This is a genomic window from Clavibacter tessellarius, assembly GCF_001618005.1.
Classification (GTDB): Bacteria; Actinomycetota; Actinomycetes; order Actinomycetales; family Microbacteriaceae; genus Clavibacter; species Clavibacter tessellarius_A.
The window spans coordinates 73,823-94,816 of the sequence record NZ_LQXA01000019.1; the positions used below are offsets into that span (position 1 = coordinate 73,823).

General features: G+C 69.6%; 20 protein-coding genes and 1 pseudogene. 13 read left to right on the plus strand and 8 right to left on the minus strand.

The window, feature by feature from the left end; all coding sequences use genetic code 11:
* Positions 1-3: 3 nt before the first annotated feature.
* Positions 4-1,155, minus strand: a complete 1,152-nt coding sequence (gene dnaN, locus AWH51_RS04500) for a DNA polymerase III subunit beta (RefSeq protein WP_063070918.1) — start codon at positions 1,153-1,155, stop codon at positions 4-6.
* A 568-nt stretch (positions 1,156-1,723) separates the two neighbouring features.
* Positions 1,724-3,157: a chromosomal replication initiator protein DnaA gene (dnaA, locus tag AWH51_RS04505; protein ID WP_063070919.1), complete on the minus strand. Its 1,434-nt coding sequence runs from the start codon at positions 3,155-3,157 to the stop codon at positions 1,724-1,726.
* 476 nt (positions 3,158-3,633) lie between these two features.
* Here dnaA and rpmH point away from each other — a divergent pair, with 476 nt between their 5' ends.
* From rpmH to AWH51_RS04545, 8 genes are all read left to right on the plus strand, one after another.
* Positions 3,634-3,771, plus strand: coding sequence for a 50S ribosomal protein L34 (gene rpmH, locus AWH51_RS04510; RefSeq protein WP_012039665.1), 138 nt, complete (start codon positions 3,634-3,636; stop codon positions 3,769-3,771).
* A 3-nt stretch (positions 3,772-3,774) separates the two neighbouring features.
* The gene (gene rnpA / locus AWH51_RS04515) at positions 3,775-4,116 is read left to right on the plus strand and encodes a ribonuclease P protein component (protein WP_063070920.1); all 342 of its coding nucleotides are present in this window, start codon (positions 3,775-3,777) and stop codon (positions 4,114-4,116) included.
* Positions 4,113-4,424 (plus strand): membrane protein insertion efficiency factor YidD, encoded by a 312-nt coding sequence (gene yidD / locus AWH51_RS04520; RefSeq protein WP_063070921.1) that lies wholly within the window; start codon positions 4,113-4,115, stop codon positions 4,422-4,424. The genes rnpA and yidD overlap by 4 nt, the downstream gene beginning before the upstream one ends.
* Before the next feature lie 9 nt (positions 4,425-4,433).
* Complete coding sequence (yidC, locus tag AWH51_RS04525; RefSeq protein WP_063070922.1) at positions 4,434-5,396, plus strand: membrane protein insertase YidC; 963 nt, start codon at positions 4,434-4,436, stop codon at positions 5,394-5,396.
* An 89-nt stretch (positions 5,397-5,485) separates the two neighbouring features.
* The gene (locus AWH51_RS04530) at positions 5,486-5,947 is read left to right on the plus strand and encodes a protein jag (RefSeq protein ID WP_254654482.1); all 462 of its coding nucleotides are present in this window, start codon (positions 5,486-5,488) and stop codon (positions 5,945-5,947) included.
* A gap of 536 nt (positions 5,948-6,483) precedes the next feature.
* Positions 6,484-7,119 carry a 16S rRNA (guanine(527)-N(7))-methyltransferase RsmG gene (gene rsmG, locus AWH51_RS04535; protein ID WP_063070923.1) on the plus strand — a complete coding sequence of 212 codons (636 nt, stop codon included), beginning with the start codon at positions 6,484-6,486 and terminating at the stop codon, positions 7,117-7,119.
* Between the two features lie 124 nt (positions 7,120-7,243).
* Positions 7,244-8,125 carry a ParA family protein gene (locus AWH51_RS04540; RefSeq protein WP_063070924.1) on the plus strand — a complete coding sequence of 294 codons (882 nt, stop codon included), beginning with the start codon at positions 7,244-7,246 and terminating at the stop codon, positions 8,123-8,125.
* The gene (locus tag AWH51_RS04545) at positions 8,125-9,126 is read left to right on the plus strand and encodes a ParB/RepB/Spo0J family partition protein (RefSeq protein ID WP_063070925.1); all 1,002 of its coding nucleotides are present in this window, start codon (positions 8,125-8,127) and stop codon (positions 9,124-9,126) included. The genes AWH51_RS04540 and AWH51_RS04545 overlap by 1 nt, the downstream gene beginning before the upstream one ends.
* A gap of 92 nt (positions 9,127-9,218) precedes the next feature.
* Here AWH51_RS04545 and AWH51_RS04550 read toward each other — a convergent pair whose 3' ends face one another.
* The 6 genes from AWH51_RS04550 to AWH51_RS04575 all read right to left on the minus strand — a co-directional run bounded on the left by AWH51_RS04550 (position 9,219) and on the right by AWH51_RS04575 (position 17,261).
* Complete coding sequence (locus AWH51_RS04550) at positions 9,219-10,172, minus strand: D-alanine--D-alanine ligase family protein (protein ID WP_063070926.1); 954 nt, start codon at positions 10,170-10,172, stop codon at positions 9,219-9,221.
* Between the two features lie 50 nt (positions 10,173-10,222).
* Positions 10,223-11,545, minus strand: a complete 1,323-nt coding sequence (locus tag AWH51_RS04555) for a PLP-dependent aminotransferase family protein (protein WP_063070927.1) — start codon at positions 11,543-11,545, stop codon at positions 10,223-10,225.
* A 171-nt stretch (positions 11,546-11,716) separates the two neighbouring features.
* On the minus strand, positions 11,717-12,040 hold the full coding sequence (trxA, locus tag AWH51_RS04560; RefSeq protein WP_063070928.1) for a thioredoxin: 324 nt from the start codon (positions 12,038-12,040) through the stop codon (positions 11,717-11,719).
* Between the two features lie 79 nt (positions 12,041-12,119).
* Positions 12,120-13,157, minus strand: coding sequence for a thioredoxin-disulfide reductase (gene trxB, locus AWH51_RS04565; RefSeq protein WP_063070929.1), 1,038 nt, complete (start codon positions 13,155-13,157; stop codon positions 12,120-12,122).
* A gap of 156 nt (positions 13,158-13,313) precedes the next feature.
* Positions 13,314-14,942: a murein biosynthesis integral membrane protein MurJ gene (gene murJ / locus AWH51_RS04570; protein ID WP_063070930.1), complete on the minus strand. Its 1,629-nt coding sequence runs from the start codon at positions 14,940-14,942 to the stop codon at positions 13,314-13,316.
* 33 nt (positions 14,943-14,975) lie between these two features.
* Entirely contained in the window at positions 14,976-17,261 is a 2,286-nt protein-coding gene (locus AWH51_RS04575) for a DUF6049 family protein (RefSeq protein WP_063070931.1), read from the minus strand.
* 91 nt (positions 17,262-17,352) lie between these two features.
* Between AWH51_RS04575 and AWH51_RS04580 the strand changes: the two genes are divergently transcribed.
* The 5 genes and pseudogenes from AWH51_RS04580 (at position 17,353) to rplI (ending at position 20,736) form a co-directional block, all read left to right on the plus strand.
* Complete coding sequence (locus AWH51_RS04580) at positions 17,353-18,783, plus strand: CCA tRNA nucleotidyltransferase (protein WP_063070932.1); 1,431 nt, start codon at positions 17,353-17,355, stop codon at positions 18,781-18,783.
* Positions 18,784-18,976: 193 nt separating this feature from the next.
* Positions 18,977-19,321: pseudogene (gene rpsF, locus AWH51_RS04585) on the plus strand (30S ribosomal protein S6); the annotation flags it as partial.
* Positions 19,322-19,423: 102 nt separating this feature from the next.
* A complete protein-coding gene (locus AWH51_RS04590; protein ID WP_063070934.1) occupies positions 19,424-19,972 on the plus strand; it encodes a single-stranded DNA-binding protein in 549 nt (182 codons plus the stop codon).
* A 36-nt stretch (positions 19,973-20,008) separates the two neighbouring features.
* Positions 20,009-20,272 carry a 30S ribosomal protein S18 gene (rpsR, locus tag AWH51_RS04595; RefSeq protein ID WP_012039648.1) on the plus strand — a complete coding sequence of 88 codons (264 nt, stop codon included), beginning with the start codon at positions 20,009-20,011 and terminating at the stop codon, positions 20,270-20,272.
* 11 nt (positions 20,273-20,283) lie between these two features.
* A complete protein-coding gene (gene rplI, locus AWH51_RS04600) occupies positions 20,284-20,736 on the plus strand; it encodes a 50S ribosomal protein L9 (protein ID WP_063070935.1) in 453 nt (150 codons plus the stop codon).
* Positions 20,737-20,994: the final 258 nt, after the last annotated feature.

Consider the following 20,994-nt stretch of genomic DNA (forward strand, 5'->3'; position numbering starts at 1 on the left):
GGTCTAGCGCAGCAGCAGGTTGGGCTGCAGCAGGTACCGGTAGTTGTCTGCCCCAGCCTGGTCCTTGGACGACTGACTCGTGATCAGCACGGGACCGGGCTTGTTCGGGTTGTCCGTCTTCGTGAACGAGAGGCGGACGAACTCGGAGTGGACGGCGCCGAGGCCGTCCAGCAGGAACTGCGGCTTGAGCGAGACCACGGTGTCCACGCCGGTGAGGAGGGCGTCGATGCTCTCCGATGCCTGCGCGTGCTCGGAGCCGATGGCCTCCAGGGTGAGGCCGTCGATGGTGAAGGTGAAGCGGAGCGCCGCCTCGCGCTCGAGGACGAGCTGGACGCGTCGCGTCGCCTCGATGAGGTCGGCGGTGTTGATGACGGCGTAGTTGTCGACCGTCTCGGGGAACAGGCGCTTGACCGGCGGGAAGTTGCCGCGGATCAGCAGCGACGTGACGGTCTTCCTGTCGGCGCTGAACGCGATGAGCTGGCGGTCGTCCGTGTCCGTGATGGCCACGGAGATGGTGCCGCTGTGGCCGAAGGTCTTGCCGATCTCCTGCAGCGTCCGGGCCGGGACGAGCGCGGTGCGGCTGGTGCCGTCCGTGGTCGAGTCGCCTCCGTCCCAGTCGATCTCGCGCACCGCCACGCGGTAGCGGTCGGTGGCGATGAGGCCGAGGCTCGTCTCCCCCACCTCGAGCTGCACGCCGGTGATCACCGGGGTCACGTCGTCGCGGGAGGCGGCGACGGCGACCTGGGACACGGCGGCCGCGAACTGCTCCGCCGGCAGGAGCCCCGACTGCTCGGAGATCTGCGGCAGCGTCGGGTACTCCTCGACGGGCATGCTCAGCAGCGTGAAGTGCGCGGATCCGCACGAGACGGTGATCTTCGACTCGTCGGTGGTGAAGCGCACAGGGGCGTTCGGGAGGCGGTTCGCGATGTCGGCGAGCAGTCGGCCGGAGACGAGCACACGACCGGCTTCCTCGATGTCCGCCTGGATCTGCGTGCGCGCCGACACCTCGTAGTCGAACGACGACAGCGTCAGCCCGTCCTCGGTCGCCTCGATCAGCACACCGCTCAGGATCGGGAGGGTCGTGCGCTGCGGCAGGAGCTTGACGGCGAAGGACACCGCCTCGCTGAACACGTCCCTGTTGACTTGGAACTTCACGTTGTGGACCCCTCGATGAGCGGAAGATTTGTCGGTCAATGCTAGCCGTGCCGACGAGGGGGCCAGCGCCCCGAGGTCCATCCACACCCTGAGGTTCTTGGGCGACATCCAATGAAGGGTTTAAGGATCAATAGTCTTAACCGCTGTGGAATCTGTGGACAACTCCCGGAGACCCCGCGGTTGAGAGGGAACTACACGTCTGGAAGTTGTGGGACGGGTGTGGAGCCGCCTGGGGACTCGGCGGATCGTCGCCGCGACGCGATCGCCGGTTCCACAGGCCGGTCGGTCGAACCCACATCGCGGACGGCGGTTCTCCACAGTTATCCACACCCTGTACACACTGTGGGGAACGGCTCTTCGACCGCATCGGGAGGTCGGGAACACGTCGATCGGTCCGAGGAAGGCGTCCCTGCTTCCCTCGACGGAGCTCGTTCACGCCGTCGGGAGACGGACGAAGGCGCTGGACAGTCCGCTGAAGAGCGCGCGAAGAAGGGGCCGGACCTCACGGTCCGACCCCTCGTACGCGCTCGTCAAGCCGCCACCTCGACGCGGAGGCGGCGGCACGGCGTCACATCTTGCCGTAGCGGTGGTTCTGCTTGATGCGGCTCGTCAGCTCGGTGACCTGGTTGTAGATGGACCGCCGCTCCTTCATGAGCTCGGTGATCTTCTTGTTCGCGTACATGACCGTGGTGTGGTCGCGGTTGCCGAACAGCTGGCCGATCTTGGGCAGCGACAGGTTCGTGAGCTCGCGACACAGGTACATGGCGATCTGGCGGGCGGTGGCCACGGCCTGCGAGCGGGACGATCCGTACAGGTCGTCGACCGTGAGCTTGAAGTAGGCCGCGGTGTGGTTGATGATGTCGACCGGCGCGATGACGTTGTCCTCGTCCAGCGTGATCAGGTCCTTGAGCACCGTCTGCACCAGCGACAGGTCGACGGGCGTCTTGTTGAGGCTCGCGAACGCCGTGACCCGGATGAGCGTCCCCTCGAGCTCCCGGATGTTCGAGGTGACCTTGGTGGCCATGTACTCGAGGATGTCGTCCGGGACCTGCAGCTTCTCGCTCTGCGCCTTCTTGCGGAGGATGGCGATGCGGGTCTCCAGGTCCGGCGCCTGCACGTCGGTGATCAGGCCCCACTCGAACCGCGACCGCATCCGGTCCTCGAAGCCGGTCAGGTGCTTCGGCGGCAGGTCGCTGGTGATGACCACCTGCTTGTTGTGGTCGTGCAGCGTGTTGAAGGTGTGGAAGAAGGCCTCCTGAGTGGAGTCCTTGCCCTGGAGGAACTGGATGTCGTCGATCAGCAGGATGTCGTTGTCGCGGTAGCGCGACTGGAACAGCGACGAGCGGTTGTTGGCGATCGAGTTGATGAAGTCGTTGGTGAACTCCTCGGAGCTGACGTACCGCACGCGGATGCCCGGGTAGAGGCTGATGGCGTAGTGGCCGATGGCGTGGAGGAGGTGCGTCTTGCCGAGACCCGAGTCGCCGTAGATGAAGAGCGGGTTGTACGCCTTGGCCGGGGCCTCGGCGACAGCGACCGCGGCGGCGTGGGCGAACCGGTTGGATCCGCCGATGACGAACGTGTCGAAGCCGTACTTCGGGTTGAGCCGCGAGTCGCCTCGAGAGGGAGAGGCGGGCAGACCCGGGTTGTCCGCCGGCGCCGTGATGGTGGGCGTCTCGATGTACGGCTGCTCCGTGGCCGGTTCGGGATGCTGGGCGAAGGCGTCCTGCGCGATCTCCGGGTTGACCACGATCGCGAAGTTGCTCACTCCAGCCGTCTCGTCGAGCGAGCCGATGGCGTTGAGGAGGGGGACGCGGATGCGCTGCTCGAGCATCCCGCGGGTGAGGTCGTTGGGCACCTCGAGGTAGAGGGTGCCGGTCATCACGCCCTTGGGCTCGACCAGGCTGATGAAGCCGTGCAGCTGCGGGGTGATGCGGTCGTCCGCGGTGAGCGCGGCCAGCACGTTCTGCCAGATCGCGTGCGTCGGGTCGGAGCGGTCGGACATGTTTCCCCATCTGCCGTCACGGTGCTCGGATCCGACGGCTCGCGCCGGGCGTGCACGCGATGCTGCGGCCTGCTGTCGACGCTGGACGAGCGTCGCGTCGTGAGTGCGGCGTCCGTCCCCGGAGACTCCGAGGGTGCGGACCATCCGGGACCGCGACCGCGGACAGCATAGTTACTCACAGGGTTATCCACCCTGTGTGCGAACGGGCCGTCTGCACCGCGCGAGCGACCCCGACGCGTCGCGGCCACGCCACACGCTAGCCACTGCCGGGGACCAGGACAAATTGACCCTATCGACGGCGGCATGTCAATACCGGCCATCGGGCTCGTCGTGTGGATAATCGCGCTTCCGCTCCCGGGTTTGACCGGAGGCCCCTCGACCCGTAGATTTAGGCAGTTGACCCAGCCTGTCGAGGCTGCCCCATCTTCCCAGCCGCACTCGTCGGCCCCGTGGACCAACCTGAGTGGAGACTCACCGTGAGCAAGCGCACCTTCCAGCCGAACAACCGCAAGAAGGCCAAGAAGCACGGCTTCCGCCTCCGCATGCGCACCCGTGCCGGCCGTGCCATCCTCGCCGCCCGTCGTGGCAAGGGACGCACCGAGCTCTCCGCGTAGCGCGTGCTCGCTCGGCGGAACCGCGTGACGAGCGGTGCGGATTACCGCACCATCGTGCGCCGGGGACGCCGGGCATCCAGCGGGACCGCGGTCGTCTACGCGACCACCGGGTCCGCGGATGCGCCGACCCGCTTCGGGTTCATCGTGTCCAAGAAGGTCGGCAACGCCGTCACCCGCAACACCGTCCGTCGGCGGCTCAAGGCGGTCACCGCGGGGCTGCTGACGGAGGTCCCCTCAGGATCGTCCGTCGTCATCCGCGTCCTGCCAGGCATGGAGCAGACGGCGTGGGATACCCTGCAGGAGGAGATCGCGTCAGCCGTGATGCGGGCCGTGAGGACGAGATGATGAGGGCACTGACCTCCATCGTCCTAGCGCCTCGGAACGTGGCGATCGCGTTCCTCACCATCTACCGACGCGTCGTCTCCCCTCTGTACGGAGACGTCTGTCGCTACTACCCCTCCTGCTCTGCCTACGGGCTCGAGGCGGTCCAGGAGCACGGGCTCGTCCGCGGCGGCGCTCTCGCGGCGTGGCGCGTGTGCCGGTGCCACCCGTGGGCGGAGGGCGGCATCGACGACGTCCCCGTCCGGCGGGATCAGCACTACCGACGCACGCTGCTCGGATTCGTCGTCGCACCCAGCCACGGAAAGGGCTAACGACCACTCATGGACTTCCTCGGAACGATCCTGTGGCCGATCAAGTGGGTCATCGAACTCATCCTGGTCGGCTTCCACACCCTCTGGACGAGCCTCGGGCTCGACCCGGACAACGGTGCGACCTGGGTGCTGTCCATCGTGGGCCTCGTGCTCGTGGTGCGCGCCGCGCTCATCCCGATCTTCGTGCGCCAGATCAAGAACCAGCGGCGCATGATGGAGGTCGCGCCGCAGCTGAAGAAGATCCAGGACAAGTACAAGGGCAAGCGCGACCAGTTCTCCCGCGAGGCGATGTCCCGCGAGACCATGGCGCTCTACAAGGACACTGGCACCAACCCGCTCAGCAGCTGCCTGCCGCTGCTGCTCCAGATGCCGATCTTCTTCTCGCTCTACTCCGTGCTGCACCGCGCCGCCGTCGAGGAGCTCCCCGGCATCGGCCTGCTCAACGCGCAGCTCTCCCGGTCGTTCGGCGAGTCGTCGTTCCTCGGCGCTCCCCTGCAGTCCGCCATCTCCACGTCCCAGGGCAGCATCCCCGTCATCGTCATCGCGACGACCATGGTCGTCCTGATGAGCGCCTCGCAGTTCATCACGCAGCTCCAGATCATGGCCAAGAACATGTCCGAGGAGACCAAGGCCAGCCCGATGTTCAAGCAGCAGCGCATCCTGCTGTACATCCTCCCGCTGGTCTTCGCCGTGTCCGGCATCGCCTTCCCGCTCGGCGTGATGTTCTACTGGCTCGTCTCGAACTTCTGGACCATGGGGCAGCAGTTCTTGGTCATCCGCAACATGCCGACACCCGGCAGTGAGGCTGCCCGCGCTCGCGAGGCGCGACTGGCTCGGAAGGGCAAGCTCGTGGCTCCCGAGGCCTCCGCGGACGCCGGCACGGTTGTGGTGGAGGAGCGCAAGCCCGTCCAGCGGCAGCAGCCCGTCGGCAAGAACCGCGCCAAGAAGCAGGCGGGATCCAAGAACCGATGAGCGAGCCGATCCCTGCCTCCCCCGCGGACCTCGTGGCCGTGACCCCGGCGTCCGAGACGGCCGATGAGCCTCGTGCGGACGCGGACGGCATGCCGGCGAGCGCTGGCGACGAGGGGGACATCGCCGCGGACTACATCGAGGAGCTCCTCGACATCTGCGACCTCGACGGCGACATCGACATCGACCAGCGCGGCGGTCGCGCGTACGTCTCCGTCGACGCCGCGGACTCGCAGGACCTGCGTCTGCTGTCCGATCCGGAGACCGTGACGGCCCTGCAGGAGCTCACACGGCTTGCCGTGCAGAACAAGACCGGCGCGTTCTCGCGCCTGATCCTGGATGTCGGGGGATCGCGGGATGCGCGACAGGCGGAGCTGGGTCGGCTCGTGGATCGTGCCATCGAGCGCATCTCGGCGGGATCCTCTTCGGCTGCGCTTCCTCCCATGTCCTCCTACGAGCGCAAGCTGGTCCACGACATCGTGGCGGAGCGTGGGTACACCTCCGAGTCCGAAGGTGAAGGCCGCGATCGCCACACGGTGATCACCAAGGCGTGATCGTCATCGCCGCTGCCGGAGAGGGGCAGGATCCACGGGATCCTGCCCCTCTTGCGCGCTCCGGGTCTGCGTGCTGACACGCACGTGTCACCAAAAGGTCGCGAATGTGTGGCAGCAGGTACCCCGCAGCGCGAGCCGCGGAATCGCGTGTTTCACGTGAAACGTTCCGTAGAGGACCGCATCGTGACCAGCTCCGTCGCACTCTACGAGTCGGTGTGACCCTGACCCGTAGGTAGTGCACCAATCCACCGCCAACGGTGGGCATCCTTCGCAGGCTCAGCCTGAGGCATCCACCAGCACCGCGACTGCCCAGCGTGGTCGCCACGTGTGTTGCTTGTCGCCGAACTCGGCGGCTGTAGTCACCCACAGTGGGCCGACGTTTCACGTGAAACACCGATACACGTGCTCCGCGCTGATGCGCCAGACCCATCAGCTAAACTCGACGCACGACGACGAGTGCCGCTGAGTTCGTGTTTCCAGCAACAATCGGAGCGTCGATGCCGTGAATCACATGAAGGACGAGAATCGAGGTCAGGATGAATGACGCACTGACCATAGAGGCGGAGCCCGCCGCCGCGGCTCAGCTCTTCGGCGACCAGATAGGTACCGCCCGTCTCTTCGCCGACGACCTGGGGAAACGGGGCGAGGAGCTCGGGCTCATCGGTCCGCTGGAACCGGCTCGCTTGTGGAGTCGCCACATCCTCAATTCGGTACTGGTGGCACCCCTGCTGCGACCGGGGCTCGTCGGGGACGTCGGCACTGGCGCTGGGCTTCCTGGTCTGGTGTTGGCCATCGCTCGTCCCGACGTCGACTTCGTCCTGATCGAGCCCATGGAGCGCCGTGTGGCGTGGCTCGAAGAACAGGTCGGTCTCCTCGGACTGACCAACGTGCGCGTGCACCGTGCCCGCGCGGAAGAGGTGGCGACGAAGTACGTCCTCGATCAGGTGACCGCTCGGGCGGTGAGCGCCTTCGCCAAGCTGATTCCGCTGACTGTGCCGATGGTCCGAACCGGCGGCGAATTGGTCTTGATGAAGGGCACCAATGCCGAGCGGGAAGTGGAGGCGGCGAGCAAGGCGATCCGGAAGTACCATCTCGAGGACGTGGAGGTCATCACACTGGGCGAAGGTGTGGTGACGGAGACGACCCGCGTCATCCGCGCCCGCGTGGAGTGACTTTCCCGGTCTTTTATGCTGACCAGCGCGAGATTCACCGTTGCGCGGCAGATGTTTCACGTGAAACGCACCACGCTCTGACGCACATGTCACCGCTCATCCACCACCGATGCGAAGGATCCCCATGGACGACGACCTGAGTCCCATCATGCGGGAGCTCTCGGAGACCAATCGGCGGCGGAAGGCACTCGCCGGCCAGGTGCTCCCGCGGCCGCAGTCGACCCGGGTGTTCACGATCGCGAATCAGAAGGGCGGTGTCGGCAAGACGACCTCGACGGTCAACCTCGCCGCGGCTCTTGCCAAGTCCGGAGCCCGCACGCTGGTCATCGACCTCGACCCGCAGGGCAACGCATCCACCGCGCTGGGAGTCGACCGGCAGGGGGACATCACGAGCGTGTATGACGTGCTCGTGGACGAGGCCCCCATCGTCGATGCCATCCAGAGCAGCCCCGAGTTCGACATGCTCGCGTGTGTCCCGGCGACGATCCACCTGGCGGGCGCCGAGATCGAACTGGTCGCTCTGCCCCATCGCGAGCGGCGCCTGCGGATCGCCTTGGATGCCTTCCTGGGATCGGCGGAGGGGAGGGGCTACGACTACGTCTTGATCGACTGCCCACCATCCCTGGGGCTGCTCACCATCAACGCGTTCGCTGCGGCGCGTGAGGTGCTCATCCCCATCCAGTGCGAGTACTACGCGTTGGAGGGGCTGAGCCAACTGCTGTCCAACATCCAGCTCATCTCGCAGCACCTCAACCCGGAGCTCGCGCTGTCCACGATCCTGCTCACGATGTACGACGGCAGGACGAACCTGGCTCAGCAAGTGGCCGCCGAGGTCCGTGAGCACTTCCCCGAGCAGACGCTGGCCACGCTGATCCCGCGCTCGGTGCGCATCAGCGAGGCCCCGAGCTATGGACAGAGCGTCATCAGCTACGACCCCAATTCGCCCGGCGCGCTCTCCTACCTGGAGGCCGCAGCCGAGATCGCACATCGAGGAGCTTCGAGATAATGGCAACCAAGAGAACCGGCCTAGGGCGCGGCATCGGCGCCCTCATCCCCACGTCCGACGAGCGCAGCCGCCCGGTCGATGTGTTCTTCCCCGACTCGGCTGCAGCGGGGGCTCCGTCCGGGGTCGCCAAGGGCAGCCGCGACGCAGACGCATCCCGCGAGCCGGAGCTCGTCGCCGTCCCCGGCGCGCGACTCGCGAATCTGGATCCCGCGGACATCACGCCGAATGCCCAGCAGCCGCGGACGGACTTCCGTCCGGACGAGTTGCAGGAGCTGGTGGTCTCCATCCGTGAGTACGGCGTCTTGCAGCCGATCGTGGTCCGTCCCCTCGGAGTGGACGGCACAGGACGTGCGCGCTATGAGCTCGTGATGGGGGAGCGGCGTCTCCGTGCCACCAAGGAGCTCGGGCTCGACACGATCCCGGCGGTCATCAAGGACACGGCCGACGAGTCGATGCTGCGCGACGCGCTCCTCGAGAACCTGCACCGGTCGGAGCTCAATCCCCTCGAAGAGGCCAGCGCCTACCAGCAGCTGCTGGCGGACTTCGCCATCACCCAGGACGAGCTCGCGACGCGGCTGGGACGATCGCGGCCGCAGATCACCAACACCATCCGCCTGCTCCGTCTGCCCGAAGACGTGCAGCACCGCGTCGCCGCGGGCGTGCTCTCCGCCGGGCATGCCCGTGCGATCCTCTCGTCGGGCGATGACGACGCGATGCGACTGCTGGCCGACAAGATCGTCAACGAGGACCTCTCCGTACGGGCCGCCGAGGCGGCGGCGCAGCGTGGGCAGAAGACGACGAAGCCGCGCAGGTCGACGGCGTCCGCGCGCACGGCGCACCTCGACGACACGGCTCAGCGAATCGGCGATCACCTCAACACGAGCGTCCGGGTCACGATGTCGGCCCAGAAGGGGCAGATCGTCATCGACTTCGCGACCGTCGGTGATCTCGCCCGCATCGCGGACGAGATGGGTGTCCCTGCCGAGTCCACGGAGGCGTGAGTCGGGCTCCGGCCGCGTGAGGCGCGTGCGCTCCGAGGGCGACCAGAGGAGGGCCGACGCAGCCAGCGTGGGCTCTCGCCCCCTGTGATGCGTCAGCGGCCGGCGACGACCTCGGCGAGTCGACGGTAGAGGGATCCGACCTCGATGCCCGCAGCCGCGAGACCCTGGGGCAGCAGCGACGTCTCCGTGAGGCCGGGGATGACGTTGACCTCGAGGAACCACGGAGTGCCCGCCGCGTCCACGATGAGATCCACCCGGGACATCTGGCCGATGCCCAGGGCGCGGTGGATGCGCACCGCTGCGTCGGCCACCGCGTCGCTCGCGGCGTCGCCCAGCCGGGCCGGGGTGTAGAAGCGGGTGAGGCCCGCGTTGTACCGCGCCTCGTAGCCGTACACGCCGGACGTGGGCACGATCTCGGTGGCGGGGAGCGCCTCCGGTCCGGCGCCGGTGTCGAGGACGCCGATGGCGATCTCCGTGCCGTCCACGAACTGCTCGATCACGGCGACGTCGCCGTACGTGTACGCGTCGACCATTGCGCGGGGGAGGGCATCCGCGTCGCGCACGATCGTGACGCCCTGGGCGGATCCGCCCCGCGCCGGCTTCACCGCGTACGGTGCCGGCATCGACTCGCCCACCAGGCGCAGGACCGCGGCGGCGCCCAGCTCGCGGAAGGTGTCCTTCGGGAGCGTGACCGAACGCGGGGTGCGGATCCCGGCGGCCTCCGCCATGGCCTTCGCGGTCGGCTTGTCCCACGCGAGGCGCGCCGCCCGAGCGGAGGATCCGACGTACGGCACGCCGGCCAGCTCCAGGAGCCCGAGAAGGGCGCCGTCCTCGCCGCTGGCACCGTGCAGGACCGGCCAGACGACCGCGGGAGGAGTGTCGCGGAGGAAGTCGAGCAGGGTCGCGTCCGGATCGCGCAGCGTGGCCTGCACGCCCGCGCTCCGCAGCGCATCCGCCACGCGACGGCCGCTGCGGAGGGAGACGTCTCGCTCGTGGGAGATCCCGCCGGCCAGGACGACGACGGAGAGGGGCTCGTGTGCGGTCATGATGCTCGATCCAGTCGTGTTCGGAGTCCGAGGAGGTGCAGGGGAGCGGGTCAGTCCAGGTCCGGCGGCGGCGCTGAGACGCTCGTCGTTGTGCGCGAGGACAGCGCGCCCGTGCCCGAGAAGGTCGTGAGCAGGTCGAGCTCATCGTCGATCACGCCCGCCATGCGCCGGATGCCCTCGCGGATCCGCTCCGGCGTGGGGTAGCAGAACGACAACCGGATGGCGTCGCGACCGCGGCCGTCGGCGTAGAAGGCCGTGCCGGGCGTGTACGCGACGAGCGCGGTGACGGCGCGGGGCAGCATCTGCTTCGAGTCGAGCTGCTCCGGGAGCTTCAGCCAGACGTAGAAGCCGCCGTTCGGGACGGTCCAGCTGAGGCTCGGGAGGTGCTCCTGCAGCGCGGACAGCGTCGCGTCGCGCCGCTCGCGGTACACGTCGCGGAAGGTGTCGATCTGGCCCTTCCAGTCGGACGCGTGCAGGTACTCCGAGATGATGAGCTGGCTGAAGGAGCTGGGGGAGAGGACGGCGGACTCCTGCGCGAGGATCAGCTTCTCTCGGATGGCGTGCGGCGCGAGCGCCCAGCCGACGCGGAACCCGGGGGCGAGCGTCTTGGAGAACGAGCCGAGGTAGATGACGCCCTCGTCGTCGAGGCTGCGCAGGGCGTCGGGAGCCGGACGGTCGAACCAGAGGAGGCCGTAGGGGTTGTCCTCCAGCACGAGGATGTCGTTCGACCGGCAGATCTCGAGGATCTCCGGGCGGCGTGCGGCCGACATCGTGACGCCGGCGGGGTTGTGGAAGTTGGGGACCGTGTAGAGGAACTTGATGGTGCGGCCCTCGCCGCGGATCCGCGTGATCGCCTCGCGGAGCGCCTCGGGGACGAGCCCGTCGTCGTCCATGACCACGTGCTCGACGACCGCCTGGTAGCTGCGGAAGACGCCGATCGCGCCGACGTAGCTGGGGGCCTCGGCGAGGATCACGTCCCCCGGGTCGATGAAGAGCTTGGTGACGAGGTCGAGCGCCTGCTGCGAGCCCGTGGTGGTGACGATGTCGTCGACGCTGCCGCGGATGCCCTCGAGCGCCATGATCTCGAGGATGTCCTCGCGGAGCTCCGGCGTGCCCTGGCCACCGCCGTACTGGAGGGCGACCGGGCCCCGCTCGCGCATGACCTTCTCCATCGCCGTGACGATGAGCTCCTGCGGGAGGGCGGAGACGAACGGCATGCCACCGGCGAGCGAGACGACCTCAGGTCGGGAGGCCACGGCGAAGAGGGCGCGCACCTCGGAGGCGCTGAGTCCCGAGGTCCTCTCCGCGTAGTGGGGGAACCAGGGGTCGAGGTTGGTGCCCGCGGGATCGCGGGGGCTGCCTGCAGAAGTCACGTCACGTCTCTCACTGTCCGATTGCCGATCAGCCTAACGGGCGGTCGCGGAGGGGAGGCTCGGCCTGGCCGGGCACGGTCCACGACGCCGGGACGACGGAGGGCCCGGCACCTGTCCGGTGCCGGGCCCTCCGAGCGGGGAGTCGCGATCCTGCGGGAACGCGACGCGGGATCACTTGAGGAAGTCGGCGAACTCCTGCTCGAGGGCGGGCTTCGGCTTGGCGCCGATGACCGTCTTGACGACCTCGCCGGCCTGGAAGACCTTCATGGCGGGGATCGACGTGATCTTGTACTTCATGGCGACCTCGGGGTTGTCGTCCACGTCGATCTTCACGAGCTCGATGCCGGGGTTCTCGGCGGCGATCTGGTCGAGGATCGGGGAGACGGCCTTGCACGGGCCGCACCAGGGGGCCCAGAAGTCGACGATGACGGTCTTCTCGGCATCGAGGACGTCGGCCTGGAAGCTGGCGTCGGTGACGTCGCGTGCGTGGGACATGTGTGCTCCTTCGTGCGGTTCGTGCGGATCCGGGCGTCTCCCGGATCCCGAGGCGGGGACGGGGCCTACGGCCCCGGGACTACGCGTGCTCGGCGCCGACGAGCTCGCCGTCGGGATCCACCGCGCTGCCGGCTGCGGGGGCGCCGTGGCCGGCGGCTCCGTCCGGGCCGTCGGACGCCGCGTCGAGCAGCGCGTCGGGCAGGGACGCGAGGAAGTGCTCCGCGTCGAGCGCGGCGATGGTGCCGGAGGCGGCGGCCGTGATGGCCTGGCGGTAGGTGGGGTCGATGACGTCGCCGGCGGCGAAGACGCCCGGCAGGTTCGTGCGGGAGGAGCGGCCGTCGACGGCGATGGTGCCCTCGGTGGTGAGCTCGAGCTGCTGGTGGAAGAGGTGCGTGCGTGGGTCGTTGCCGATCGCGATGAAGAGGCCGTCGAGCGCCAGAGGGCGCTGCTCGCCGGTGATCGTGTCCTCGAGGACCACGCCGTCGACCTTCTCGTCGCCCGTGATGTCGACCACCTGCGCGTTCCAGACGAACTCGATCTTCGGGTTCTCGAACGCCCGCTCCTGCATGATCTTCGAGGCGCGGAGCGAGTCCTTGCGGTGGATGACGTAGACCTTCTCCGCGAAGCGCGTGAGGAAGGTGGCCTCCTCCATGGCGCTGTCTCCGCCGCCGACGACCGCGATGGTCTTCTGGCGGAAGAAGAAGCCGTCGCAGGTGGCGCACCAGGAGACGCCGTGGCCGCTCAGGCGGTCCTCGGCGGGGAGGCCGAGCTTGCGGTACGCGGATCCGGTGGCGGCGATGATCGCGAGGCCCTCGTGCACGTCGCCGTTGCCGAGCGTGACGCGCTTGACGTCCCCCTCCAGCTCCACGGAGGTGACGTCGTCGAGGACGACCTCCGTGCCGAAGCGCTCGGCCTGCGCCTGCATCGCCATCATGAGGTCGGGGCCCTGGATGCCCTCGGGGAAGCCCGGGTAGTTCTCGACCTCGGTCGTGTTCATCAGCTCGCCGCCGGCCTCGACCGAGCTCGCGATGAGGAGGGGGGTGAGGTTGGCGCGCGCGGCGTAGATGGCGGCCGTGTACCCGGCCGGTCCCGAACCGATGATGATGATCTGACGCACGACGGCCTCTCCTCCACTGCTCGGCGGGGCACCGTCCCGGCGCCCGCTCACCTCTGCAACAGACCCACGGTAGCGGCTATTCCTCCGCCTCCCCCGGGCGGACAGGCCGGCCGTGGGGGAGCCGTGGCGCATGCGGCGGGCGGGGCGGACGACGGGTCAGCGGCGACGGATGCGGCGCATCACGGGCCCCGCGAGCTGCTGCAGCTCCGACGAGCGCATGGCGGCCAGGGCCGCGAGGTAGACGGCCGTCATGACCGCGGCGAGCGGGATGCCCACGAGGAGCGCCTGGCCCTTCGACGCGACGCCCACGCCGGCGAACGCGCCGCCGGAGACGAGCACGAGGAGGCCGAGACCGACGAGCGCGGTCGGAACGGCCGCGACGACGAAGCGGACGGTGCTGCGGAGGATCCGCCGCCCGTCGATGCGCCCGATGCGGCGCCGGAGGAGCACGGCCGCGAGCACCGCCTGCCCGGTGACGGTGACGGTCTGCAGCACCGCGAGGCCCACGCCGATCAGCTCCACCGGCTGCTGCGCGATGACGAGGGCGCCGGCGATGAACACGACGACCTGGACGCTCTGGATCACGAACGGCGTCCGCGTGTCCGACAGGGCGTAGAAGGCGCGCTGCAGCACGAAGAGGGTGCTGAACGCCGGGAGCCCGAGGATGAAGGCGATGAGCACCATCCCGTAGCCGCGGACCTCGCCGATGTCGCCCGAGACCATCACGCGTGCGACCGGACCGGCGAGGACCGCGATGAGCGCGGTCGACAGGACGGTCATCAGCGCGACGGTGCGGATCGCGGAGGAGAGGTCGAGACGCATGCTGTCGTGGTCCCCCTCGCCCGCGTGGGTGCTCATACGCGTGAAGTAGGCGGTGGCGATGGAGACCGCGAAGATCGAGTGCGGGAGCATGAAGAACAGCCACGCGTTGAGCAGGATCGTGCTCGAGGGGCTGTCCGAGGTGGCCGCGATGTTGGCCACGTTCGACTGCGCGACGCCGGCGAGCTGCGTCACGACGAGCATGCCGAAGGTCCAGCCCGCGAGCCGTCCGGCGGTGCCGAGGCCCACGCCGCGCCAGGCGAAGTCGAAGCGGAAGCGGAGGCCCACGCGGCGCCAGAAGACGAAGAGGATGAGCGCCTGCGCGACGACGCCCAGGGTCGCGGATCCGGCCAGCACGAGGATCTTGTCGAGGCTCCAGTCGTCCACCGGGCGGCTGCCGGATCCGAACATCGCCTGGAAGAGGAGCAGCCCGGCGATGGCGACGACGTTGTTGAGGACCGGCGCCCAGGTGAAGGGCCCGAAGGACCCGCGGGCGTTGAGGACCTCCCCGAGCACCGCGTAGAGGCCGTAGAAGAAGATCTGCGGGAGGCACCAGTAGGCGAACGCGACCACGAGGGCGAACACGTCGGGCGGCAGCGTGGCCGCGTAGATGCCGGAGACGACCGGGGCGCCCACGGTGGCGAGGACCGTGACGCCGCCGAGCACGACGATCGCGATGGTCACCAGCTTGTTGATGTAGCCGGCGCCGCCGTCCGCGTGCTTGGCGGCGCGCACGACCTGCGGCACGAGGACGGCGTTGAGGACGCCGCCGGCGATGATCACGTAGATGTTGTTCGGCAGCTGGTTCGCGTTGGAGAAGGCGTTGGAGCTGCCGAGGGTCGCGCCGATGGTCTGCAGCAGCACGATCGCCTTGATGAAGCCGAGGATGCGGGAGACGAACGTGCCCGACGCGAGCAGGGCCGACGCGCGGCCGATGCCGCCGCCCCGGGAGGTGGGCGCGGTCACGGGGTGGCCCCGGCGGCGGTCGACGCGGTCCGGTCAGTCATCGGTCTCCTCGGGCAGGCCGGCGAGCTGCCGGGCTCGGGCGCGGCGGCGCTTGCGGATGCTGCGATAGAGGCCGAAGCCGAACAGGAGGGCCACGGCGGCGACGAAGAGCGTCGTCACCACGGCCTCGAACCCGGCGCGGATGAAGAGCTCCACGGGTGCGCTGTCGCCGACCTGCACGCTGCCGTCCTCGGTGGTGAGGCGGGCGGTGACCACGACGTCGCCGTTGGAGATGGAGGTGATGGGCGGCCGGGCGGAGGCGCTGCCGTGCGCGGGGACCGTGACGACCGCGGAGTCGTCCACGCGGATCCGGCCGCTGCCCGCGGTGATGGAGAGGCGCACGGTGACGGGCTGGTCGAGGGCGTTGCTGACGTTGATGAGCAGGCTCGTCGTGTCGCTGATGACGGTGTTCTGCCGCGTGGTGATGGCGACCGAGGACAGCAGCTCGTCGGCCTGGGCCACGTAACCGTCCTGGGTGGTCGCGGCGCCATCCGCGGTCTCGCGCCAGCGCGTCGAGAGGGTGGCGAGGAGGAGCAGGCGCTGCTGGCCGGTGATCAGCTCCGGCCGCTCGACGGCCTTGGCGAACGCGGCGACCTGCGCCTCCAGGGACAGGGAGTCGGCGACGCGACGGACGCGGGCCGCGTCCTCCGGGTGGTCGACGACCTGGACCTCGACGGCCGGGCTGCCGAGAGCCGCGCTGAGGGGTGCCGTGTCGCTGTAGGGCAGCGCGCCGATGGCGTCGAGCAGCTGGCCGAGGCGCCCGTTCGATGCGGCCCAGCCGCGCTCCAGGGCCGCGACGACGACGTGGCCGTCGGCCTCGCGGGCATCGGCGGCGAGGGTGGCCGAGAGCCGGGCGAGCGCGATGCCGAAGCCCTGGTCGGTCTCGGCGGAGAGCGCCTGGTCGACGAGGGCCGAGACGTCCGCGTCCGTGACGAGCACCGTGGTGTCGCCCGCGTTCCCGACGGCGCCCACGCGGGCCGAGCTCGCGGATCGGACGTCGTCGCTCGAGAGGATCGTGGTCGTCGTGCCGCTCGCGGCGAAGACCCCGAGGTCGGACGTGACGGCGGTGCCGGCGAGCGGCCAGGCGAAGCCGGACATGGTGTAGTCCCACGCCGTGAGGTCCGCGAGGCTCGGCACGGGGGACGCGGCGGGAGCGCCCGGCGTGGGGGTGGGCTGGGGGCTGCCGCTCTCCCCGGGGGAGGGCGTCGCGAGACCCGCGGTCGCGGATCCACGACCGGCCCCGGCGGCGGCGGGGCTCGCGGTGGGCGCCGGGGACTCCTCGGGCGTCCGGGTGGGCGAGGGCGACGGGCTCGCTCCGGGAGCGGCGAAGCGGCCCGGGCGCAGCGCGTAGGTGGCGTCCGTCGGGGCGAGGAGGGTGGCGGCCCCGGCCTGCGCCTGCACGGCGACGTCGGCGTCGGCCCACGCGAGGGCGAAGGTCTCGTTGGGGATGGTCTTCAGGCGCTCCAGCCACCCGAGGGCGGACGCGGGCGCGTCGGTGCCGAGTATGCGGATGGAGGCGAGGATGCGCGGATCGATGCCCACCGCGACCGGGCGGCCCACGACGGCATCCAGCTGGCGGGTGAGCGTGCCGGTCGTGCCCGTGTAGGTGGCCAGCGCCTCGGCGTCGATCAGGTCGGATGCGCTGGGCGGCACGGTCAGCGGCATCACCGCGGCGACCGGCGTGGCCGCGGGATCCGTTCCGGGGCTCCAGACGACGGCTCCGCGGCCGGTGCTGACGGTGGTCCCACCGGACGCGAGCACCGCCGTGAGGCCCCGGGGGCCGAACCCGCCGCGGGTGCCCTGCAGGCCCACGGTGGCGGCCGGCACGGTGACGGGCACGTCGACGGTGCCGCCCGCGGCGACCTCCGGCGATCCGGTCCGGCCGATGCGCGGACCCGTGCGCGCGTTCGCCTCGGTGCCCGATACGTCGAGCCAGCCGTCGATCTTCGTGCGCGTGTCGAGCACGGTGCGGTTGAGGTCGAGGTCGATCTGCCCGGCCGGCACCGCCACGTCTGTCGCGTTGACGACCGTTACCGTGACCTGCAGGTCCTCGCCCGGGCGCAGGATGCCCGCAGCGGCCGGGGTCACCGACAAGGTGACGCCCTCGGTCGCGGCGTGCGCCGGGGTCGCCGGACCGGCGACCGTCCCGGCGGCGAGGGTCCCGGCGGCGACCGTGACGCACACGAGGGTGGAGATCGTGCGTCTGGCGGATCGCCGGATCAGCCGGAGGGCTCTGTCCGTGCGGGTGGGGCCGGCGTCGTGTCGAGGCGCGGCGTGCATCTGGCGATTCTAAAGCGCTGGCCCCGGGCGCCCGTGAGCGCTCGCCGTGGTCTCGGAAGCCCGTCGCGCCGCCGCCGTAGACTGTCCGACCATGCACAGCGTCGCACAGGCCCTCGAGCGTCTCCGCGAGCTGGCCGCATCGCCCCCGGTCGCCGTGCTCGCGCGCGCCTTCCACGAGGCGGGCCACGAGCTCGCCCTCGTCGGCGGACCGGTGCGCGACGCGTTCCTCGGCCGTGCCGCCACCGACCTCGACCTCACCACGGATGCCCGCCCCGACCGCATCCTCGAGATCGTGAAGCCCGTCGCCGACGCCCACTGGGACATCGGCCGCGCGTTCGGCACGATCGGCGCGCGCGTGAAGGGGGAGCAGGTCGAGATCACGACCTACCGCACCGACCAGTACGACGGCGTGTCCCGCAAGCCCGAGGTCGAGTTCGGCTCCTCGCTCGAGGAGGACCTCGTGCGCCGCGACTTCACGGTGAACGCGCTCGCCGTGCGCCTGCCGCAGGTCGTGCTGGTGGATCCGTCCGGCGGCATCGACGACCTCCTCGCGCAGGTGCTCCGCACGCCCGTGGCCCCCGAGGTCTCCTTCGGCGACGACCCGCTCCGCATGATGCGCGCCGTCCGCTTCGCCTCCCAGCTCGGCTTCCGGCTCGATGACGCGGCGCTCGCCGCCATCCGCGACATGGCCCCGCGGATCCTCGACATCTCCGTCGAGCGCGTGAGCGACGAGCTCAGCAAACTGCTGCGCACGCCCGAGCCGCGCGCCGGCCTCGACCTCCTCGTGGAGGGCGGCCTCGCGGAGCACGTGCTGCCGGAGCTGCCGGCGATGAAGCTCGAGGCCGACGAGCACCACCGTCACAAGGACGTCTACCAGCACTCCCTCCAGGTGCTCGACCAGGCCATCGACCACGAGCGCAGCCGCCACCCGGGCGAGGCGCCGGACCTGGTGCTCCGTCTGGCGGCGCTCCTCCACGACATCGGCAAGCCGTCGACGCGGCGGCTGGAGCCGGGCGGGGTCGTCACCTTCCACCACCACGACGTGGTCGGCGCGAAGATGGCGAAGCGCCGCCTGCGCGCGCTCCGCTTCGACAACGACACCATCGCGTCGGTCTCCCGCCTCGTCGAGCTGCACCTCCGCTTCTTCGGCTACACGGAGGGCGGCTGGACCGACTCCGCCGTCCGCCGGTACGTCCGCGACGCCGGCCCCGACCTCGAGCGCCTGCACATCCTGACCCGCGCCGACGTCACCACGCAGAACCGCCGCAAGGCCGACCGCCTCGGATTCGCGTACGACGACCTCGAGACCCGCATCGCCGAGCTCGCCGAGCAGGAGGAGATGGCGGCCGTGCGGCCGGACCTCGACGGCGAGGCCATCATGCGGATCCTCGACGTGCCGCCCGGCCCGGTCGTCGGCCGCGCGTACCGCTTCCTCCTGGAGCTGCGGCTCGACGAGGGCCCGCTCGACGAGGACGAGGCCACGCGCCGCCTCGTCGCGTGGTGGGCGGCCCAGCAGGGCTGATCCGCCGCTCCCGCATGCCGACGCGGATCCGGCTGGTGCGCCTCCTCCCCATCCGGTAGTCTTGCGAGGTTGTCCGCCCGGCGGCGGGATTCCCCTCCTCCGCGCGGACAGATGCACATACCCTCCTGTCGCAGATCGTCTGCGACCGTTCAAGTCCGAAGGAGGTGGGTTAGTGACGCATCAGTACGAACTCATGGTGATCCTGGATCCCGAGATCGATGAGCGCACCGTCGCTCCCAGTCTCGACAAGTTCCTCAACGTCATCCGCACCAGCGGTGGCACCGTCGACAACGTCGACGTCTGGGGCCGTCGTCGACTGGCGTACGAGATCAACAAGAAGAACGAGGGCATCTACGCCGTCGTCCAGCTCACCGCCACGAGCGAGGCCACGCAGGAGCTCGACCGCCAGCTGGGTCTGTCCGAGGCCGTCATGCGCACCAAGGTGCTGCGTGCCGAGGAGGCCATGGCCATGGTCGCCACCGCTGCGAAGCTCGCCGACGAGAAGGCCGCCCGCAAGGCCGCCGCCACGTCCAAGGCCGCAGACGCCGCGCCCCAGGCGCCCGCCACGGACGCCGCTCCGGCGACGCCCGGCAAGCCGGCGGCGCAGGCCGCTTCCAGCGAGAAGACCGGGGAGTAGTCGATGGCCGGCGAAACCATCATCACGGTCGTGGGCAACCTCACCAGTGATCCGGAGCTGCGGTACACGCAGAACGGGCTGGCGGTAGCCAACTTCACCATCGCCTCCACGCCGAGGTCCTTCGACCGCGCGAGCAACGACTGGAAGGACGGCGACGCCCTCTTCCTCCGTGCGAGCGTGTGGCGCGAGTTCGCCGAGCACGTGGCGTCCTCGCTCACCAAGGGCTCGCGTGTCGTCGCGACCGGCCGCCTCAAGCAGCGGTCGTACGAGACGAAGGAGGGCGAGAAGCGCACCTCCATCGAGCTCGAGGTCGACGAGATCGGCCCCTCGCTCCGGTACGCCACGGCGCAGGTCACCCGCGCATCGGGCGGCGGCGGCAACGGCGGAGGCAACTCCGGCGGTGGCGGTCGCGGCCAGTTCGGCGGCGGGCAGCCCCAGCAGCAGGTGGCCGAGGAGCCGTGGGGCACCCCCGCGAGCTCCGGCGGAGGCAACTCCGGCGGCGACGGCGGCTGGTCCAACCCCGGCAACTTCAACGACGAGACGCCCTTCTAGGGCTCGTCGCACTACGTACGAAAGACAGGAAGAATCATGGCTGGAAAGAGCAGCGGCGACCGCCGCAAGCCTCTCCGCGGAGCCAAGGGCGGCAAGAACGCCGCCCCGGCGAAGTCCATCCGCGTCGGCGTCATCGACTACAAGGATGTCGCCACCCTCCGCAAGTTCATCTCCGAGCGGGGAAAGATCCGCGCTCGTCGCATCACCGGTGTCTCGGTGCAGGAGCAGCGCCTCATCGCGCGCGCAGTCAAGAACGCGCGTGAGATGGCACTTCTCCCCTACGCCGGCTCCGGCCGTTAAGGGGTAATGGAATGTCGAAAGTGATCCTCACGACCGAGGTCTCCGGCCTCGGTTCCCCCGGCGACGTCGTCGAGGTCAAGAACGGGTTCTCCCGCAACTACCTCGTCCCCCAGGGCTTCGCGGTCATCTGGAGCCGTGGCGGCGAGAAGCAGATCGAGCAGATCAAGGCCGCGCGTGCCGCTCGCGAGCACGCGACCATCGAGGAGGCGCAGGACCTCAAGAGCCGCCTCGAGGCCAAGGTCGTCAAGCTGACCGTCAAGGCCGGCCAGGGCGGGCGCCTCTTCGGCTCCGTCAAGACGTCCGACATCGCCAAGGCGGTCGAGGAGTCCGGCATCGGCCAGGTCGACAAGCGCAAGATCGAGATCCCCAACGCCATCAAGGCCACGGGGAACCACGAGGCCACGATCCGGCTCCGTGACGACATCGTCGCCACGATCAGCCTGCAGGTCGTCGCCGCGAAGTAACGCAGCACGAGTTCGATGGCGGTGGGCATGATGCCCACCGCCATCGGCGGTTAACCGGCCGGTCAGAGGGCCCTCGATCCCCAGCCCCATCCACAGGCCAAGCCGTAGCAGAAGAACTCTCAAGCCCTGGTGCAGACTACTTTTCCCACATCGGGTGTGGAACTCGCAGAGCCTGGTCAGAAGCAGATTCGGCCCGGATATTCGTCCGAAGTGCACAGGCTTGTCCCCAGGTAGTCCACACGATGCCCGGCGTTTCGC

Bases quoted from the DNA above. Each gene is read 5' to 3' on its own strand.
- dnaA (WP_063070919.1), bottom strand. From the start codon at position 3,157: ATGTCCGACCGCTCCGACCCGACGCACGCGATCTGGCAGAACGTGCTG.
- yidD (WP_063070921.1), top strand. From the start codon at position 4,113: ATGATGAGGGCACTGACCTCCATCGTCCTAGCGCCTCGGAACGTGGCG.
- yidC (WP_063070922.1), top strand. From the start codon at position 4,434: ATGGACTTCCTCGGAACGATCCTGTGGCCGATCAAGTGGGTCATCGAA.
- AWH51_RS04530 (WP_254654482.1), top strand. From the start codon at position 5,486: ATGCCGGCGAGCGCTGGCGACGAGGGGGACATCGCCGCGGACTACATC.
- rsmG (WP_063070923.1), top strand. From the start codon at position 6,484: ATGAATGACGCACTGACCATAGAGGCGGAGCCCGCCGCCGCGGCTCAG.
- AWH51_RS04540 (WP_063070924.1), top strand. From the start codon at position 7,244: ATGGACGACGACCTGAGTCCCATCATGCGGGAGCTCTCGGAGACCAAT.
- AWH51_RS04545 (WP_063070925.1), top strand. From the start codon at position 8,125: ATGGCAACCAAGAGAACCGGCCTAGGGCGCGGCATCGGCGCCCTCATC.
- AWH51_RS04550 (WP_063070926.1), bottom strand. From the start codon at position 10,172: ATGACCGCACACGAGCCCCTCTCCGTCGTCGTCCTGGCCGGCGGGATC.
- trxA (WP_063070928.1), bottom strand. From the start codon at position 12,040: ATGTCCCACGCACGCGACGTCACCGACGCCAGCTTCCAGGCCGACGTC.
- AWH51_RS04575 (WP_063070931.1), bottom strand. From the start codon at position 17,261: ATGCACGCCGCGCCTCGACACGACGCCGGCCCCACCCGCACGGACAGA.
- AWH51_RS04580 (WP_063070932.1), top strand. From the start codon at position 17,353: ATGCACAGCGTCGCACAGGCCCTCGAGCGTCTCCGCGAGCTGGCCGCA.
- AWH51_RS04590 (WP_063070934.1), top strand. From the start codon at position 19,424: ATGGCCGGCGAAACCATCATCACGGTCGTGGGCAACCTCACCAGTGAT.
- rpsR (WP_012039648.1), top strand. From the start codon at position 20,009: ATGGCTGGAAAGAGCAGCGGCGACCGCCGCAAGCCTCTCCGCGGAGCC.
- rplI (WP_063070935.1), top strand. From the start codon at position 20,284: ATGTCGAAAGTGATCCTCACGACCGAGGTCTCCGGCCTCGGTTCCCCC.